10 protein-coding genes, 1 pseudogene and 1 other annotated feature are annotated in these 19,740 nt (G+C 55.2%); of the genes and pseudogenes, 5 read left to right on the forward strand and 6 right to left on the reverse strand.

Features of this window, described 5'->3' with window-relative positions:
• Positions 1-20: 20 nt before the first annotated feature.
• Positions 21-6,386: an Ig-like domain-containing protein gene (locus H2O17_RS10130; RefSeq protein WP_182049561.1), complete on the reverse strand. Its 6,366-nt coding sequence runs from the start codon at positions 6,384-6,386 to the stop codon at positions 21-23.
• A 528-nt stretch (positions 6,387-6,914) separates the two neighbouring features.
• On the opposite strand from H2O17_RS10130, the gene H2O17_RS10135 reads away from it, so the two are divergent.
• The 5 genes from H2O17_RS10135 to H2O17_RS10160 all read left to right on the forward strand — a co-directional run bounded on the left by H2O17_RS10135 (position 6,915) and on the right by H2O17_RS10160 (position 14,527).
• Positions 6,915-8,207 carry an ABC transporter substrate-binding protein gene (locus tag H2O17_RS10135; protein WP_182049562.1) on the forward strand — a complete coding sequence of 431 codons (1,293 nt, stop codon included), beginning with the start codon at positions 6,915-6,917 and terminating at the stop codon, positions 8,205-8,207.
• Positions 8,208-8,324: 117 nt separating this feature from the next.
• Positions 8,325-9,353 carry a carbohydrate ABC transporter permease gene (locus H2O17_RS10140; RefSeq protein ID WP_182049563.1) on the forward strand — a complete coding sequence of 343 codons (1,029 nt, stop codon included), beginning with the start codon at positions 8,325-8,327 and terminating at the stop codon, positions 9,351-9,353.
• Positions 9,354-9,356: 3 nt separating this feature from the next.
• Complete coding sequence (locus H2O17_RS10145) at positions 9,357-10,169, forward strand: carbohydrate ABC transporter permease (RefSeq protein WP_182049564.1); 813 nt, start codon at positions 9,357-9,359, stop codon at positions 10,167-10,169.
• Between the two features lie 5 nt (positions 10,170-10,174).
• Positions 10,175-13,375 (forward strand): beta-L-arabinofuranosidase domain-containing protein, encoded by a 3,201-nt coding sequence (locus tag H2O17_RS11560; protein ID WP_220456762.1) that lies wholly within the window; start codon positions 10,175-10,177, stop codon positions 13,373-13,375.
• A gap of 81 nt (positions 13,376-13,456) precedes the next feature.
• Entirely contained in the window at positions 13,457-14,527 is a 1,071-nt protein-coding gene (locus tag H2O17_RS10160) for an acetylxylan esterase (RefSeq protein WP_246311237.1), read from the forward strand.
• 102 nt (positions 14,528-14,629) lie between these two features.
• Here H2O17_RS10160 and H2O17_RS11845 read toward each other — a convergent pair.
• The 5 genes and pseudogenes from H2O17_RS11845 to H2O17_RS10180 form a co-directional block, all read right to left on the reverse strand.
• A pseudogene (locus H2O17_RS11845) lies at positions 14,630-15,139 on the reverse strand (IS3 family transposase); the annotation flags it as partial.
• Positions 15,049-15,178: a sequence feature (AL1L pseudoknot), on the reverse strand. It overlaps the preceding pseudogene by 91 nt.
• Positions 15,139-15,450 (reverse strand): transposase, encoded by a 312-nt coding sequence (locus tag H2O17_RS10165; RefSeq protein WP_182049565.1) that lies wholly within the window; start codon positions 15,448-15,450, stop codon positions 15,139-15,141. Its footprint overlaps the feature before it by 40 nt. The gene H2O17_RS10165 and the pseudogene H2O17_RS11845, both read right to left, overlap by 1 nt.
• 134 nt (positions 15,451-15,584) lie before the next feature.
• Complete coding sequence (locus H2O17_RS10170; protein WP_182049566.1) at positions 15,585-16,598, reverse strand: LacI family DNA-binding transcriptional regulator; 1,014 nt, start codon at positions 16,596-16,598, stop codon at positions 15,585-15,587.
• Positions 16,599-16,798: 200 nt separating this feature from the next.
• Positions 16,799-17,557 carry a hypothetical protein gene (locus H2O17_RS10175; RefSeq protein WP_182049567.1) on the reverse strand — a complete coding sequence of 253 codons (759 nt, stop codon included), beginning with the start codon at positions 17,555-17,557 and terminating at the stop codon, positions 16,799-16,801.
• Positions 17,558-17,600: 43 nt separating this feature from the next.
• Positions 17,601-19,697, reverse strand: coding sequence for an alpha-amylase family protein (locus tag H2O17_RS10180; protein WP_182049568.1), 2,097 nt, complete (start codon positions 19,695-19,697; stop codon positions 17,601-17,603).
• Positions 19,698-19,740: the final 43 nt, after the last annotated feature.

Below are 19,740 nucleotides of genomic sequence, written 5' to 3' on the forward strand. Positions count from 1 at the left end.
TGTCGTGCCCCCAAACCCTGTTACTTGCGGAATGCAGCGAATGTGTCAGTTCCGGTTCCGAACCAATCACCGGCAACGCGAAGGTCGCCCGCACGCCCGTAAACCTGCGTGGTATCAGCGGATCCACCACTCAGCGTGTTCTTGACGTACACAGTGGTACCGCGGATGACAGCGATGGAGTCACCGTGGGCCCCATCGAAGTCGCCCACAACTGCTGTATCAGTCGCACGTCCATAGACGAACGATCGGTCTGCTTGACCACCCTTGAGTTCATCGCGGAGATAGAACTTGTTTCCGCGCTTGACCCCAATGGTGTCCGTACCATCTCCATCCCAATCACCTGCCACGGGCACGTCACTTGATCGTCCGTACGTCACCGTTGTGTCAGACTGACCACCTGTCAGTTTTCCGTCGTGGTTGAACTTCACATGGAAGGTGGCCGATCCAGGGTTTCGCACCGCTATATCGTCACGTCCGTCGCCATCGAAGTCACCAACAACAGGAGAACTCAGGGACTTTCCGTAGATGATCGAATAGGTCTGTGATTCACTCCGGTTGCTCGCGAAGAACGTGTATGTACGTCCATTCCGAGCCACGAGCGTATCCACACCGTCTCCATCGAAGTCCCCGGCAAGGATCTGGTCAGCTTGAGCGACTCTCATACCAGTCCGCGCAATCCCCTGAACGATCGAGTCCTGGAAGAACACGTTTGCCGTGCGATCCACCACGGGTGTTTGGTCCACGGGGTCTGTCGGATCGACTGGTTTCGCCTTCTTCAACGTGATCGTGTAGGTCTGGGTCTTTCCGCTCTGAGAAGTCACAACGATGGTTACTACCGATTCCTTGACGGTAACGCCCACGCTGGCTTCAGGGGAGTTCGCAACAGCGACCACGTCCTCCGATGTCACAGACTTTGGATCTGGGACCTCGACCGAAAGAGCCTCCGTAGCCAGATTCACTACTGTGCCAGCCACCGTGACCGACGCCAGTGACGCATCATTGCTGGGTTCTTCAGGAACTACAACGTTGATGCCAGCCTTCAGCAGTGATGAACCAGAACTGGCTTGAACCGTATACTCACCTGCCGCTATCGAGCTTGGAAGCTGCACTTGAGCACTTCCAGCACCGTCCGCTTCGACTTTGATCGTTCCCAAATCGAAGGCGCCCGGCTGGAGGGTCAGTTCGTAGGTACTATCTGGCACGGCATGTGCGATGGAAACCTGGAACGAATCACTAGGTGCGAGATTGGCAGCAGGTACGGAGATTGTTGGATTGACGTTTGGACCGTAAACCTCCCATTCGATGATGCCTACGTAACCGCTGCTCGACTTTGTCAACACGGCCCGCAGCGCAGTGGTAGTAACCGGGTCATGAGTGACCTCCACGTATTCATCCTCAGAAGTTGGGTAGCCTGAAACATTCGGCACCTCAGCCCAGTCCCCTGATGAATCGAGGTACTCAAGCTTCCAACTGGCGGGAAGATCCATACCGCCGCCATCGTCGAAGAACTGAATCCTCGTGGTATCGACCGTTTGAGGTTGGTCCCACGTCAGCTGAGCAGTTTGTGTATCTCCACTCAATCCCCACGTTCCCCACGCACCTGTTTGTCCTCCGCTGGTCAGATCGCGCAAGTCGTTCAAACCGGCGGCGGAGTTCCACGTAGTGACAGCAGAGACGGTAGGTTCAGCGTCGGGAGCGACATTCTTACGCCATCCATCTGGAGCCACGCCAACATCGAGTGATGTCACATCACTCGTATTGCCCGCCTTATCCGATGCACGGAAGTACACGGTGCCAGCCTGATCCACCACAAACTGCTTCTCGTAGGCCTCCCAGTCTCCACCCTCGCCGATGCGGTATTCCACTGTGTCAACCCCGGACGCTGAATCCGTGGCCGAGATGCTCATATACCGCGTCGTCTCATTGAAGCTTGGCGCCACGACGGGAGCCGCCGAATCGATTGAGACTGTCAGGACTGCGTCCTTGGATGTACGCCCATCGGCAGCAGTGGCCCGTGCGCGTACTTCATTCTGCCCTTGCGCAGAAATCGTCACAGGGCCGGCATAGTCCTGCCACACACCGCCAACTTGAATTTGGACGTGAAGATCTGCACCTTCTGGATCAGATGCCGTTGCTGAGACGTCGACGCTCGAGCCGTACCATCCGGATTCTCCCGGGTCTGACGACGCCGAAAGATCCACCACTGGTTCCGCAGTGCCCACCACAGTCACGGTGCCAGAAGCACGTTTGTCAGTACCGGCAATTGAACCGAGCACTTCAAACTCCCCGGCATTCGCCCACGAAGCGGCGTCGATGGCATCCCACTCCACCGCAACAGTCTCACGGGAACCGTCGTTGTAGAGCACATTCACAGACTGAGGCATTGCCGGAGCCACGCCGACCTTCGTCGTCACTGCAGTTGGGTCAATAACATTCACCTGAACGGCATCAGTTGCGCGAACCCACACCGTGGCCTTCGCAAGGATTGACGTGCCCGCTACAGAGCCGTACACATCGAAGTTGCCTTCTCGTTCGAGATCGTTAGCATTGATCTCCTGCCAGCTGACCTGCCTGCTTACCAACGAGCCATCCGAATAAGTGACCTCCACGGTGTTCGGTAGGGCCGGTTCAGTCCCGATGCTCGTACGAACGTTCGTCGATTGAACCGAAACTGGCTCTTGTGCGTACGCTTCCCATTCGACGATTCCGGGATAGCCATCGTTGTGCTTCGTGATTGCCACTCGCAAAGAGGTGGTACTCACGGCGTCAAAGGTCGCGTGATTGAGTTGTCCATGAACATTCGGGTACGCGCTTGCGTTGCCGACGTCTTTCCACTGACCAGACGAGTCTAGGTATTCGATCTTCCAGCTTGCCGGAGTCCTCACTCCGCCGCCATCGTCGTGGAACAGAATTGCGGTTTCGTCAATTCGTTGCTCCTTGTCCCATGTGAGGGTCATCCAATAGGGCGCAGTCATGCCCCATGTTCCCCAGGCGTCGGACTCTTGTGCCACCGGGAACGTTGTATTTCCGTCGTTGACGGCCGCCACGCTGTTCCAGCCGGTGACTTTCGAAGCGGCCGCCGTGGCTTCCGGAGCCACATTGGTCTTCGAAGCTTCGCCACCCGCATTGGTTACGGCTACGTCAACGGAACTCGTCTGCTCGCCATCATCTGCGGAGAGCCTCAGGACGTAATCACCCTCAGCTGTGAACAGCACATCCGTCGTTTCTGATGAGCTGTTGGCAAACACTGCCTGACCATCAACCGGTGCAGAGACTACCGTCCACTTGGTCGTCAAGGTGCCGGAAGGTAAGCCGTCGTCCGAAACCGTTCCCACCAGCCGCGCCTTGTTCGCAGCGCTGTATGTGGAGTCCTCGTATGCTTGGACCTTTGGCGCCGCATTGGTAGATTCTGGCAATTCAGCACTAGTGCTCATTGCCTGGATTTCCTTCACGCCAGTAGCCTTACCAGCCGCATGTTTGACCGTGAGTCTGATCTTCGACGTCTCAACCGGCGTGAATTGAACACGATTGTAGTTTGCGGTGGCGTACACGGGTGTGCGCGCTTGGTTCTGGACAGCAACCCATTCGCTGCCATTCCAGTATTCAATGAGGTAATACTGCGGAGCAGCGTAGCCAGATACCGTTGCCGACGACGACGTCCGGTAGAAATAGACCCTCGTTTCGTTGATTTCCTGTGTGGATCCGAAATCGACTACGAGACTATCGTCTGAGTTTGGACTTCCCGCGGTTCCCCAGAATGGCTCATTGATTGTTGTGCCGTTGACTGCAGCTTCTGCCTCACGACCCGTTGCTTCAAATGACGCCTCGACCGAGGCACCACGTGCGACATTTGTCGAGCCAACTGTGTCCGGCGCAATTGCCACTCCAGCCTTAGCGAAAACATCCACGATCCGTGAATCGGAATCGTAGGTGACCTCTGTGGCGCTCAACAGAGCACTTGCCTTTTCGTAGGTCACGGTCGCAGTGGAATCATCACTCAGTTCAACAGTTCCAGATTCTGGGTCATAGATCAGTCCGGTCAAGGTGTCCGTAGTGAATACGCGTTCACCGTCGATGTACGCCGAGTAGCCGGCGGGCCCGCCATAGTGCGATCCGTCTTTATCCCACACAATGGTCACGTCAGAATCGTGGTACCTGATGTTGTTCGCAGTGAAGTAGTCCCACTCAATGTCGATCGGGTTAAGCTCCAGCATGTCGTCGTCGCGCGCCTGGAAACCAATTGGCCCCTCAATCATCGCGAAGTTGGTTGTGCCAAGAATCGTGTGGTGAATCCATGATCGGTATCCGATACTGCCGCCGTCCTCAGCACTTCCGTTGGCCCAAAACTCGTTCTGATTTGGAAGACGATTGTCACCATCTTGGTAGTGTGCCCAGGCATTCCAGTAGAGCAACTGTTTGTACATCTCGGGTGTGATGTAGTCCGAGTCATAATCACGCAATGCGCTCGCCATGATTCGGAACAAGACTGTCGAGTTAATAACCGAGAAGTTGTTGGACCCTTCCTCAGGGGAGACCGCTTTGTCCACCTGGTTCGCTGTGAAAAAGGGGAACACCGGGTATTGGTCAGCATCCGCAAACAGGCGCAGAGCTTCAACATACTTTTCGTCGTAATCAGCATCGCCCTTTTGCGGCATCAGACCTACAGCGTACGGAAAGTAGTTGTTGGTTTCCTTGTATGGATTAAGCGCACCGTCAGAGACCATGCGATGTTTGAGCAGGTTACCCGTTAGTCCAACTTCGTCTGCCGTATCCGTCTCGTCTTCCCACAGGTAGGTTAGAACGGCGCTGCGCACGCGCTGCGCGAGGTTCGTCATGCGTTCCTCACCGTCCGTGTCACCAGCAATTCGGTAGAAATCAGCAGCTGCCAAAGCATTTGAGTAGAGGTATGCACTTTCAGTTCGGTCCATCGAACCGGACCGCCAGTGGAAAGAGACGGCGTCGGCGTCGTTGCCTGTCATGGCTCCCCAGCTGTACTCAATCAGCCCGTTATCGTTGGAGTCGTAAGCATCGAGCAATCCCGTCACGTCATGTTCTGAGTGCCGGGCGAGGGTCTCTCCCACTTCGCCGGGAGCGCCATGCATTTCGTAGGCCCGCCACGCGGCCTCAGTAATGTACTGAGTGTATGAGTTGGACCAGTTGGCGGGGTCTCCCGGATTATCAACAAACTTGTAGCTCTTTGAGGTCTCGCCTGCAGAGAGCGCCGTACCGAGAGAGTACTCGGGACTACGTAAGTACTTGAGATCGTCAATGAACATCCCGGCTGTCAAGACAATGGCATTGTTGTATCCCAGGACGCCTTCCATCGTTGTAGGAAACTGGTAGTCGTTGCCAGATACGTCTGCATCCAACGTGTTGTATCGCAGCAGCCACCACCGATAGAACAAGGTCTTATCAATGTTTGCTTCAGGAGTCTCCAAGTACACGATGTTCTCAGCCCACCACTCGTTGTAGGTGGTCACGTGATTCGTGTAGGCAGCGGCGGGTGTGGCAGCACGAACCTCTTCATACTCAGTCAGAGACTCAGGGTTCTCCTCCGTTATGAAGCCCAACTGAAGCTTGGTGGAAACACTTCCGGATGCCGGAATCTCAAAGGTTCCAGCTAGCTTTGCGCCCGATGGAGCAAAACCGTCACCGGAGAACTGCGGGTAGAGGGTGGTGATGTTATTGAGCGCCTGCTCCTGTCCCTTCAGTTCATCGCCCACCGTTTGGGTTGCATGCGGCGAAGCGGCCTCAAGAGTGACCACAGCTCCTGCAGACCCAGAAATCTCCAAGTTCGCCACCATGACGTTCTGGTCCGTGATGAACTTGTTCTGGACAATTCGCAGACCGCTCCCCTCGAACACGCTGTGGAAGTACGAGGGCGTCTGCTTACGCTCTGAGGATTTCTCACTCAACGTTACCGAGGCGCCATTCACTTTGACCGTGATCGTGAAGCCATCGCCCTTTCCGGCTGACTCCCAATAGGCCACATCTCCCGACCACCCAAGGGCGGTGGGTCTGTGGGTCTTCATGAAGAGTGCTCGCCCTCTCGTGAACGCAACGGCGTTCTCGGTGGAGTCGTACATTGGACCAGTGCGAGCGAGCATCCGATCCATCCAAAAGTCTTTTTCGGTGCTGGTACCAGCTCCGTTGGCCACGTCTTCATCGAACACGGCTCCGAGATAGCTGGATTCTGGGGTGTACTGAACACCCGTTGAAGGAACAGGGTTAGCGTCACCTGTAAATGTTGGGTACCCCAGAGAACTCTGCGGCTTCTCGTCGTCGGGAACTGCACTTGCTATTGGGCTTGTAGCGCCCAGCGCGACGAGTGCGGCAAGTCCCACACCCACCGTTCGCCTGAGCCACTGCTTTCCGCCTGATGTCACTGTCTTCTCTCCACTCTGAAAGTCGAACCCCATCGGTCGCGATACATTGGAACACAGCTAGCTTTTGTGCGAAAGCGTTTTCTGCATTTTCGAAACTCGTTTCCCCATGTCATATCACCTATTGATTTCACAGATCTTTTCATGCCACTTCACTGGAAAACGTTTTCCTCGGCGGAAAAAGGTTCGCCGCACGCGTCACCAATGGCTCAAACACCTCGTTTTCAGGACAAGTGGTGCACACTACCCCGCACGCCCTTAGCGCACCACAGCCCGGTGCGAAAGCGCCGCCGTTATAGAACGCGGACCTAAAAACATGCTGCACACGCCTCAGAAACTGGTAGAAATCCAGAAAACTCAATGCTGCGATACTCGGTTGAATCGGCACGATAATCGTGTAAGTTTCGTAACGAAAGCGCTTTCGTTCTTTCGCAAGTAGTGATCGTAATCGAGCAACGTTGCTCCCCGCACACAACCGCCGGGTCACGCACGGCACTGCTTGGACAAAACAAAGAAGTTTGAGGAGCAGAAATGACATACATTCGGCCGACACGGCGAGGTGCCGCCGTCGCAGCTGTCGCTGCGCTCATGGTCACTGGTCTGGCTGCATGCGGTTCAGACGATAATTCTGATGGAGCAAACGCAACATCCGGAGATTCCGGAGAAGTCACGATGTGGAGCCGCGCTCCGCTAGAGCGTCAAGCCACGAATGCCGTAGACGCCTACAACGCAAACCACGATACACAGATCAAGCTTGAGATTCTTCCGAACGACGACGTCGAAGGAAAGGTGGGCGCCGCTGTCCAGACCGACACGTTGCCATGTCTGCTTGCCGGCGACGTCGTACGCGTTCCCTACTGGACCCAACAGGGCGTCTTCGCAGACATCACCGACAAGATCGATAGCCTCGAGAACCTCGACGACCTCGCGGTCGGCCATATCGAAGCAGGAACCTACGAAGGCTCCAAGTACACCTTGCCGTTCGTTCAGGACATCTCGGTGCTCGTCTGGAACAAGGATCTCTACCAGGAGGCCGGCCTCGATCCGGAGAAGGGCCCCACCAACCTTGATGAGTTTGTTGATCAGGCCGAGGCCGTGGCGGCACTCAACAAGGACGGCGTCTCGGGTTCGTACTTGTCCGGGCAGTCAGGTGGCGCATTGGTCTTCACACTCTTCCCCTCGGTCTGGGCCGACGGCGAAGAAGTCATGAACGCTGACGGCACTGAAGCACTCCTTGACTCGGATTCCGCAGCAGCAGTCTTTGACGCTTACCGCGAGCTCGCCGAGACCACCAACGGTTTGGGCGCAGGTTCGCAAGAAGAAACGGGTGCAACATGGACTGCCCCGTTCGCGGAAGGCAACGTGGGCGTCATGCCCTACCCGTTCACTTCCGTATCGGGACTCTTCGATACCGCAGACTTCGAGATCGGCGTTTCGGGCATTCCCGGCTCCACCGGTGGCTCGTCAACCTTCCTCGGTGGCGACGCAATCGGCATCTCATCCTCTTGCCAGAACGTTGACGGTGCTTGGGACTTCCTTTCATGGCTCATGACCGATGACGCCCAGCAGGAAGTCTTTGCCGACAACAATGACACCGCGGCCAACCTATCCGTCCTCAAGAACGGATACGCCGACGCCGATCCTCGCACACAGATTGCCAACGCTGTGATCGAAAACGGACGCACGCCGGCCTCGGTCAACTTCAACGAAGCCTTCAACGCCGCAGGTAGCCCGTGGCAACTACTTATTCAGAATGCAGTGTGGGGCGACGATGACTCGTTGACAGACGACAACGCCGCAATTACGGCAATACTCGGCCAGTAGCCGCACCAAACGCCAGCACGCCTGTATCCTCCTGCATGGCGTGTCGGCACACCATCCCCAAGGAGCTGCGCCGGAGGACAACCTCCGGCGCAGCTCATGACAGACATGGACGACATCATGGTAAGAAAGAGCCCATCGGGTACGGAGGGACAAGGGCTGCGCGAGCGGCTGGCCCCACCCAGGCGCGTACCCAACGCAGTCAAGGAACATGAGGATGTGCGCGCATCTCGGGGCCATCAGGGCATCGTGAAAGGACCCTCCCGATCCGAAGTGCTTGGCAACCGGCTCGGCTGGACCTTTGTCTCACCCACGCTCCTCATCATTGCGCTACTGTTCATCGCGCCGATTGTGCTCGTCTTTGTCATGGCAGCCACCAAGTGGACGTTGATGGGAGGCCAGCAGGACGTCAACTTTCCGGAGAACTTCCACAAAGTCTTTGCTGACCCACTGCTCATGGACTCGGCCTGGTTCACACTGAAATACACGTTTGCAACCACCTTCATCATCATGCCCATCGCACTGGGGCTGGCGATGTTAGTTCAAGAATCGCGGCGCTGGAACAACATCATCCGCACGGCAATTCTCCTGCCGTCGGCTCTTGGTATTGCGTCGTCGTCGCTCTTGTTCTACGCCCTCTACTCGCCCCAGGTGGGCCCGCTCAATTCGATTCTGGCCAAGCTTGGACTCATGGAACAAAACGCGTCGCTGCTGGGCTCTCCCAATGGAGCCTTGTGGGCAACGGTTTTCCTCGTGGTGTGGCGATTCTCGGGCTATTACATGCTGCTGACTATGGTTGGCCTCCAAGCGATACCACCCGACGTCTACGAGGCTGCCAAGATTGACGGGGCCAACCGCTTCCAATCCTTTATGAATATCACGCTGCCTCTCCTCAAACCCACCCTGGCGATGACGTGGATCATGTCCATCACGGGTTCGTTGCTGGCATTCGATCAGTTCTACGTACTGACGAAGGGTGGGCCCAATAACTCGACAGTCACTGTGGTTCAGCTCATCTACAAGTACGCATTCGAGACGAAGAAGGATCTGGGTATGGCCGCAGCGCTCTCGGTCATCGTCCTCGTGGCCCTGGTGGTCATCAACTTCTTCATGCTCAAATCCATGGGCGTCAACGACGAGGAGGACTAAGAGATGAAAAATGCAAAGAAGAGCTTCTACTATCTTCTCACTACCCTCCTCATCCTCACCTTTATCGCACCGCTTGCGTGGGCGCTGTACAACTCGGTCGCACCCAACCCGGGCACGGCTCAAACCGACGGGTTTGGATTCGCCAATTACTCCACGTTGGCCAACTACGGCTCGGGCATCTGGACCTACATTGGAAATTCTCTGGCAGTTTCGGTGGTTGCCGTCCTAGCCGTGTTGATTGCGACGACGACGGGTGGCTACGCCTTCGCCCGATACAACTTCAAAGGCAAGAACGCGAGCTTCCTCCTGGTGCTCTCCGTCATGATGGTTCCCTACGCGGCACTCCTCATACCACTCATCGTGTGGATGAAGGACATCAACATGCAGAACTCACTCATCGGAGTGGGCATCATCCTCGCTCTTTTCCAGTTACCCTTCGGCACATTCATGATGCGCAACGCGTTCTCCGGAGTGCCACGGGAACTTGAAGAAGCCGCAATGGTCGATGGTTGTGGGCCATTCCGGGCCTTCTGGAAGGTCGCCGTGCCCGCTGTGCGGCCCGCACTCGTGAGCGTTGGCCTGCTGACATTCCTCTTCGCCTGGAACGATTTTATGGTCTCCCTTTACCTCCTTAGCTCCGATAAAGCCCCACTGCCGCTTGCCATGGTGAACATGCGTCAGCAGGTCATGGGCGTGATCGACTACGGCGTCACCACTGCTGGAGTTGTCGTGCTGACGATTCCCGCGATGATCTTGTTCCTGTCCTTGCAGAAGTATTACGTCAAGGGCTTCACTTCCGGCGCGGTTAAAGGCTGACACCCATGATCGACAACACAACGACCAGAACCAGCCAGGTACCTGCGCGAGGAAACACTCAGGCGGCAACCCCAGTTGACCCCATCGCGGCCACTCCTCTGCGTCCAGGTAGCATGAACTCCATCAAAATCGACGGTGGCTTCTGGGGAAAACGGCAGTCCCTCAATCGCACAGTCACTCTTCCCCACGAGGTCAAGTGGTTGGAAAAGTTCGGCACGCTGTCCAACTTCGACGCCGTCGTGGCCGGAACAGTGGCCCAATCCCGCGTTGGCAGGGAATTCGCCGATTCCGACGTCTACAAAGTGCTCGAAGCACTCGCTTGGGAATCCGGACGCGAACCGAGCGACGAGATCGAGCAGACCATCAACGCCTTGCTTGGCAGGGTCCTTCCCGCTCTTGAACCAGATGGATACCTGAGCACCAAGTACGGTCACCCCGGTGAGGCGCCGCGATACTCGGACATGGAGTGGGGTCACGAACTTTACTGTTACGGGCACCTCATCCAGGCAGGGGTGGCACGGCTGAGAACAGGCCATACGGCATCCGATCCGCTGGCAGCACTTGCGATCAAGGTGGCCGACCACGTGTGCGCCACGTTCGGCGAATCCGGCCTCCAGCTTGTGTGTGGCCACCCTGAGATCGAAGTGGCACTGGTCGAGCTCTACCGCGCGACTGGAGAGGAAAGGTATCTCGGTCAGGCCAACCTCTTCATCGAGCGCCGCGGCCACCACACACTCCCTGACATCGAATTCGGGCGAACCTATTTTCAAGACGAAACACCAGTTCGTGACATGCATTCCCTTGAGGGGCATGCCGTGCGCGCACTCTACTTGGCTGCCGGAGCAATCGACACCGCCATTGAGACGGGCGATTCCGAGCTGTTGCAGGCTGTCACACGCCAGTACGAATGGGCACTGGCGCGGCGCACCTACATTACCGGAGGAATGGGTTCACACCATCAGGATGAGGCCTTCGGAGATGATTTCGAGCTTCCAGCCGATCGTGCCTACTGCGAGACCTGCGCCGGGGTGGGTTCAATCATGGTCGCGTGGAGGCTACTGCTTGCCACAGGAAACTTGGAATGGGGCGATGTGATTGAGCGGGTGCTGTACAACATTGTTGCCACGTCCCCATCGGGTGATGGCCGGTCATTCTTCTACGCAAACACGCTCCACCAGCGCGAACCAAACCACCCGACGGATCCGGAAGAATGGAGCCCACGCGCAGCAAACGCACAACGCTCCGCATGGTTTGAAGTCTCCTGCTGCCCGCCAAATGTATCCCGGACCCTCGCACAACTCGCCAGCTACGTGGCGACGTCGTCGGACAATGGAATCCAGATAATCCAGTACATGAGTGGCAACATCCGGATGCCACTGCCCAGTGGTGGCATTGTGGCGTTGCGCGTGGAAACCGATTATCCGAATGATTCATCCATCAGGATCCACGTTGTGGATGCGCCTTCACAGCCGTGGAACCTCACGTTGCGTATCCCCCGTTGGGCCGAGAGCGCAAGCGTCGCCATTTCCCACTCGGATGGAACGTCTGAAAGCGGTTTGGCGGCTGGGCCGGCGCACGTCATCGGGAATCTGCGTACGGGTGATTCCGTGGTGCTCGACATTCCGATCACTGCACGGTTCACCTATCCCGATCCGCGCATTGACGCAGTTCGGGGCTGTGTGGCACTCGAACGTGGGCCGTTGGTGATGTGCGTTCAGTCGGTCGAACAACCTAGCGGGACGGACGTGGCACACTTGTACGTCGATCCCTCGCAGGAGGTGAGGCCTGAGAATGAGTTCCTCGTTGCTCACGGCTTGATCGCGGGAGGTCCCCCGGCCCAACGAGGCGCATATTCGCGGGAAGTTCCACACGTGGAACTGCGGCATGCAGAGGTTGTCTTCTCGCCGTATTGGGCGTGGGCAAACAGTGGCTCCACCACAATGAGAGTCTGGGTCCCAACCACAAAGTCGTTGCAATTCCAACAATTGCAACAATTCGAACTGGCCAATCTCATTATGGTTGGTACCACAGCCATAAACGGTACCGAACACCATGATCAGAGCCCAGGAAGGCAGAGCACACCATGCCCTGCCAGCATAGAAAAGAAATGGAGAACAGCGATGGGTCAGGAGAGGCGTGGGCGTTTGACGAGCGATAACAACACAAAACCCTCAAACCGCGTAACGCTGGAAGCAGTCGCCGCACTTGCGGGGGTCTCCATTTCCACCGCGTCGAAGGCACTTTCCGGGCGGCAGGCCGTTAGCGATGCCACGAAGACGAAAGTGCTTGCTGCAGCTTCGGAACTCGACTTTCACCCAAATCGACAAGCTCAGAGTCTGGCACTTGGACAGTCCGGCACCGTTGGAATGATTACGCATGATCTTGAGGGGCGCTTCGCAAACCCCATCATGATGGGTGCTGAGGACGCCTTTGGTGTGGGGCGCGTCTCGGTGCTGCTGTGCAATTCTCGTGGCGACGCCATCCGCGAGCAATACCACATCAACGCTTTGCTCGGGCATCGGGTGGATGGCCTGATAGTCGTGGGCGCTCGGCCGGACCCGCGTTCTTCACTTGGCCAGCTCTCGGTTCCCGTGGTCTATGCATATGCACCTTCGGATGACCCACACGACATGTCGGTCACTGTGGACAACCGCGTCTCAGGAAGGCTCGCGGTGGAGCACCTTCTTGAATGCGGACGCCGCCGCATCGCCGTAATTTCAGGAGATTCGGGATACGGCGCCGCAGTGGATCGCGTCACGGGAGCGGCCGCAGCCTTGGCCAATGCCGGGCTCAGCATCGTAGGCGGTCAGGCCATATACGGAGCATGGACCGAAAGCTGGGGTCGGGGTGCAACCCGCGCACTCATGGAGCAACACGGCATCTCGAGGAGACCAGGATCGTCAAAGAGCTCCGACGAAGGCATCGACGCGATCATCTGCGGCTCGGACCAGATTGCCCGCGGCTGCCTAGACGCACTGCGGGACCTTGGAATATCGGTGCCCGACTGCGTTGCCGTTGTGGGCCACGACAACTGGGAAAGCGTTGCCGACGGGGCACGCCCGCCCCTCACAAGCATCGACATGAATCTGGAAAACCTGGGCCGCCACGCAGCCAACCTGCTGCTGCGGGCAATTGAAGGGCACAAGAGTGAAGGCATCGAAGTACTGCCCAGCCAGCTGGTTGTGCGCGGTTCCACAGTGGCGTAGCCCCGCAGCCACCTCGGCAAAGCCGTTCTCCTGTTGAACATTCCGTATGAACGCTCTTATCCAATGCGATGATAGGAGACGATGAGACGAGTGGTTCGATACGAAGCCAAAGGCCTCACGGATCGTGCACATCGCCGGGGCGATGACAGCTATGAGAAGGGAAGAATAGTGCCGTTTTCCGACATTCCACTCGAGGATCTGCGGACCTACTGTCCGCAAGTGGCAGAGCCAGCAGGATTCGATGCGTTTTGGGAATCCACACTCACCTCTGCATACTCATTTTCACAACATGCGACGGCAAAGCCCGTCGCCGGGCCCATAGAAGAACTGATTGTTGAGGATCTTGAATTCAGAGGCTTCGGTGGCGAACCGATTCGCGCTTGGATCATACGCCCTCATGATCGAGACCACCTTCCCGCGATCATTGAGTTTGCAGGCTATGGTCGCGGCCGTGGCGCAGCTGCGGAACACCTTCACTGGGCTTCGTGCGGATATGCACATGTGGTCATGGATACTCGTGGGCAAGGAAGCGGCTGGGGCAGCGCACCAGGCGTCACTCCGGACAACCACGGAAGCGGTCCATCTCTGGGTGGTTTTGTAACTCGCGGGATCGACTCTCCTGAGAATTATTACTACCGTAGGGTCTTCGCAGACGCAGTAAGGCTCGTCGATGTTGTTGCCGACCTGCCATACGTAGACGAACAGCGAGTCTGTGTATCCGGAGAAAGCCAAGGTGGCGGAATCGCCATCGCAGCGGCCAGCTTGTCTGGGAGCAAAGTGGCTGCAGTGATGCCGGACGTTCCATTTCTTTGTCATTTCAGAAGGTCTGTGGAACTAGAAACTGGGATTCCTTACAACGAAGTTGCGGATTACCTGAGTATTCACCGCGGCGAAGTGGCGCAGACATTTGCGACACTCTCCTATTTCGATGCCGTGAACTTCGCGAAGCGCGCCCGGGTGCCAGCGTTGTTCTCCGTGGGACTCCGCGATGAGACAGTGCATCCTTCGACTGTGTTCACTGCCTTCAACTCATGGGCAGGATCCAACAAAGCCATTTCGGTCTATGAGTTCAACGGACACGAAGGCGGCCAGCTTTACCACTGGCTCAAGCAAGTCGAGTGGTTGAACAATCTCTGGAAAGATCGCGCCTGACCATAGCCTCAACAGGAGATGTGGAGATTCAGCAAGAGCAATAGAGTGGGGCTTATAGGACGATCGGGGGTCAGGACTGTTTTCCGTATCTTTATACATACGTTTTGAGGTCTGCCAGCCAACGATCATTCGAGAGAACACGTCGAGGATGAAAGCGACATACACCCAGCCTGTCATCGTTCGGACATAGGTTATATCTGCGACCCAAATTCTATTGGGCCCATCAGCGCAGAATTCACGTTTGACGAGGTCGGCTGGCCGTAGTGTTTCCGGTGCTGGCCGTGTGGTGCGGGGATAGTTTCCCCGCACCACACCACGGATGACAAGCTCGCGACATAGCCGCTCGATGGTGCACCGTGCAACGACAGTGCCCTGCCGATTCAACTCGGCATGGATCTTGCGAATCCCGTACACCCGCATACGGGGATGAGCGTGGATGGTCATGATCTGCTCTTTCAACTCCCCATCACGCACAGCCCGCGCCGATGGCGGCCGTGAGAGGTGGGCGTAGTAGGTCGATGGGGCGATCTTGACACCGAAATCGTCCGTGAGGACGCGGCAGATCGGTTCGATTCCCCAGCGATGCTTGTGCTCGTCGATGAAACGGACGATTAGCTCTGTGGGCGGTCGAACTCCGCCGCGAAAAAAGCCGCAGCGGACTTGAGGATGCTATTAGACCGGCGTAGTTCCCGGTTCTCTTTTTCCAACCGGCGAATCCTGGCAGTCGTGTCCTCACTACCGATAGGTAGTTCGCTCTCTTCGGCCCTGCGGACCCAGGTTCGCAGTGTCTCCTTGTGCACCCCGCACTGCTCCGCGATTCGCGTGATCGCCCCGCTACGGGTATCGGGATCCTTCCGGGCCTCCACAGCAAGCCGAGTCGCCCTTACACGCAGCTCCTCAGGATACTTCGATGATGCTGGCATAATTCAGTGTCCTATCCTTGATACGGGATCAACCGCTCACCCTCTATCAAACCAGAGACATTTCACTCATCATGAAAAACGGTATCATTCGACTAGCACAGCTCGTTCCATGGCAATAAGAAACTATTGCAAATCTATGCCGCAGAAATGTGTGATCCACGTACCCTGACTGTCGTTCCCAAGAGGGTCTTTCTCGCTACCTGTTGACCATCAATCCGCATAAGCAAGATGCGAACGCACTCTTGGGCCACACGACTTAGATCTTGAACTACCGTCGTAAATCCTGGAGCTACATATGCCGAAAAATCATTGTCGTCAAAACCGACAATGGCAACATCCCATGGCACTTTCAGACCACGCACCCTGAGAGCAGCCAACACCGCCACAGCCAAATTATCCGATGCAGCAAAGATCGCATCTGGGCGATTGCTCATGTCTTCAACCAAGATAGCATCGTACGCGCTCTGCGCATCCCAAGTACATTGTATAAGCCGCGAATTGTCGCTTAGCTCTTCTTCGGCGACAAAGTCTTCCCACGCACGGCGACGCACCTGTTCATCAAACCAGTCTTGGGACCCGGCAACATGCCAGATCGACCGATGCCCAGCGTCGTAAAGCATCTTCATTAGCTGACGTGTCCCTTGATACTGGTCCTCACACACAGTCGGAATGGACGTAGTTTCTTCCGTAGTTATAAGAACCATCGGAAGCTGCGTCGCGTATGGCTGAAGTATGTTACTAAGTCCAGCCCGTGGAGCAATAACGATCAGGCCTTCGATCATCACAGATTCAAATCTGCCCATGATCTCAGCAACTTTGCCAGCAAAAGGAAAACTTATTGTTTGTACGACAGTCACATATCCCATCCGAGACGCATGTGACTCTATTTGGACCAGTACATTGGACGTAGCGTAACGGATTGAATCGTCAACCATAACTCCGATGATTCCCGACTTATGCGTAATCAATGCTTGAGCGAACCGATTCGGCTGGTATCCCAACTCATCAATCGCGTTTTCCACTTTGACACGTGTTGCGGCTTTAACGTTAGTTGATCCTGAGAGAACTCTCGATACAGTGGATGGCGAAACCCCCGCCAATTTTGCCACCCCAATCACACCACCAACCGCGTCCTCGCTTCTCGGCATTTTATTCCTCTTATAAGGCACCACAGTCAAACATGACGCAGTCGTTTTTGCTGTACTGTGGCGCTAGATCTATCAGTTTTGAAGGCGCTGTGTCCTTGTTGCAAAAGTAAATGAATATGTAGGTGTTGGGTGACAAAAGGCAAAAGGCATCGTGGTGGTACCTCACAACAAATCAAGCGAAGCACCACCACGCGCCATTATTAACACTTCAGAAAAATCGCCGTATCATCAGAAAGCGATTTCCTAACTACACTCTCTTTGTCATCTGCGTGTCGAAACCGCTCGAAGGCATCCCTCGTCCAGATCAATGCTGTAGCGCGCGAACTGTATGTACTCGTAAGCCAGTCCATCGCATTAGTAGCCACCGACGTCATATCACCCACGATATCTACCCTTTCTGCGTCCACTGTAGTCAACACAGAAATGTTCAAGGTCTCGTCAAACGATAACACAATGCTGGCCCACAGAGCACCTTGGTCATATATCCCAAGAAGAACAGATGTGTTTGGGGCTACCCACTTGTTAATGAGGACGATCGCCTCATTTCGACCTACTCCAAGTCGAAACTGCAAACCCATCTGGTGCTTGGCTGGGCCAGGATATGTCACCATGGTCTCCGGATATTCGTCGAGCAGTTTGTATTGCCTACTCACAAATGAATCCAGAGGTTCATCGGCCAACCATGAGTCTTGCATTCGTGAGAAGTACTCGTCAAAAGCATGGCGTTCGAATATAGCGACGAAATCGAGCCCATCACGATTGGCTTCATACAGGGTCCGAGCCTGCGCGTTCGCATCGGAAATCAGACTTGGCGCATTGACGATTGTTTTTGCGTCTGTACGCTCAATCTTACGGATAACGCCATTATCGTGTAGAACGATGATGCGAGTTTTTTCTTTCGAGGATTCAAGCAAAAGATCTTGGGCATGTGCCCATTGGTCCTTGTCAATATCCTCCATGAGAACATTTTGTGCTAGCAAGGCATTTCCCTTTCTATTTTGATCAGGCAACCGTACAATCGCAGATTTGAATAGTATACGGATCCAACTTAAGGTCAAGTTCGCCATTTGTCACAAGAAGTGACTTGTGATCCCATGCTTCCTCGGCAGACCTTATTGTGTCTTGGATTCCAATTCGTGCGCTAACGCTCCGACTCGTTGGATTACACACGAACACAATTTTCCGATTCGGCGCGGTCTCGTTATCGTGGACAACGACGTCAAGACTCCTATCAGTGCTAAAGAACTGAGCTACTGGTACTGTCTGACCAATCAGCTCACCAACTTTCTCTGCCTGTTCGACCGAGCCGACGAGGATGACGTGTCCCTCTTCCACCTTGATGGTCGCGGTTTCTTGGACCCGTCCCACACTCAAACCAAGTTCTTCGGCCAGGACCGTGCACTTCTCTTGATCATGGCCGAGTCCGGGCACCTTCGGGCCGATAACAATTGTCCCACCGCGCTTTACATACTGAGCAAGTGCCCTCTGAGTCTCAGCATCAAGCCAATCCTCTGTGGTTAGAACAACTGCGGCGTATGAACTCCACCTATTAGAGTTGAGATCGGTATCTGAGATCAGGTACCCGACTCCGTTTTCCAATAGCGACTCATGGAAAGCTCCAAAGTACTCGTTCTTTTCGCGCAGCGGATAGCTGTCGAATCCGAACTTCTCATCAGCCGTTGTGAGTCGATTCGGATACTCGGAGAATCCTGACGGGGTCTCCAAGAAGTCACCCGGAAAAGAGACCAGTACCGATGATGCCTCCAAACGGTCGTATTCCCTGTTGGCGAGCAGTAAAACATCAGACCGTCGCTTCAGTTGAGAAAACTGGAGCCCTTTCAGGACTTCGTTCATCTTTGTATGCATATGTGCCATTGGCCGTACCGTGCCGTCGCGACGAATTGGGGAGAAGAGCCATTTGTCGCGTTCAACCAGCATGTAGCGCGAGAATCCTTTTATACCTTGCATCAGGGCAGCCTTCGTGACAAACTCCTCGTCCGATTCATCCCCTGGATGCAGGTACCAAGCCCAAACACCTGCAATAAACTCAGGGATGTAGGGGAATCGAGATGTGCCGACAGTATAAGACGCCACTGTCTTTATATGGTTATAGAGGTGCTTGCGGGAGTATATGTCAAACCCCACAAAATCGAGCTTCTCTTCAAGCTTCGGCATGTTGAACGGATGTGTGAATCCTGACGCTGCCCCACCTGGACCCAGTGGATGAGGGTAATTATGAAAGAGAGCGATCTGGTCAAGACCGCGGCTCCTTAGCATGTCAGCCAACCGCGCCATCGCATCGACGAGATAGGTCTCCCGATACTCGGCCCAATCCGAATACCATGCTATTGCCTTACGATCCGAACGTTCAAAACGACGTGGAGGGTCGAAGTCCGTTAGGTCATCAAGTTCCTCCACGCCGTATGCCCGTTCGACACGCTCAACCGACCCATACTTGCTGAGAAGGAACTTCCTGTACATCTTTAGTGAGGCATCAGAATAGTCGCCCGAATAGGCGTTTATTCCAAAGAAGAACGCCATTTCATTGTCGACCTGACAAGCAACAACGCCTCCTCCATTGTTAACAGCATGCCGCTCGAGGATCGGACAAATCGCGTCATACCAGAGTGCGACTTCATCGTAGAATTCATCGACCGCATACGAGAGAGCCGGAATGGGTTTAGGAACCTGATTCAGAACAGCTCGTGCACCACTAGCATTACGAGCAATAAATCGTTGGTCCTCCAAAATTCGCTTTGGATATCCGAACCAAGTCATTTCTGAATTGATCTGCGGTCCAGGACGTACTACGATATTCAGTCCCTTAGACTCGCAAAGAGTCAAGAAAGCATCAATATCTGTGCGGGCGTCAACATTACCGAAATCAAAGACTCCACGCGAGATCTCATGGGCTTCCCATGGAATATAGATCGAGACCATCGTGAACCCCAAGTCAACTACATTTTGGAGAATCTTCTCCCATTTGTCTCGATCGAGGCGCCAGTAGTGAACAGCGCCACCGTACATTTCCTTTTCTTCACCGTTGACACAGAGTGCTGAATTGCTGATTTGAACGACTCTATCGTTACATATCGTCATGAGAATCCTTTCACAGTGTAATAACTCATTTTTGAACTCGAAC

Origin of the sequence: Changpingibacter yushuensis, from assembly GCF_014041995.1 — a bacterium.
GTDB lineage: Bacteria > Actinomycetota > Actinomycetes > Actinomycetales > Actinomycetaceae > Changpingibacter > Changpingibacter yushuensis.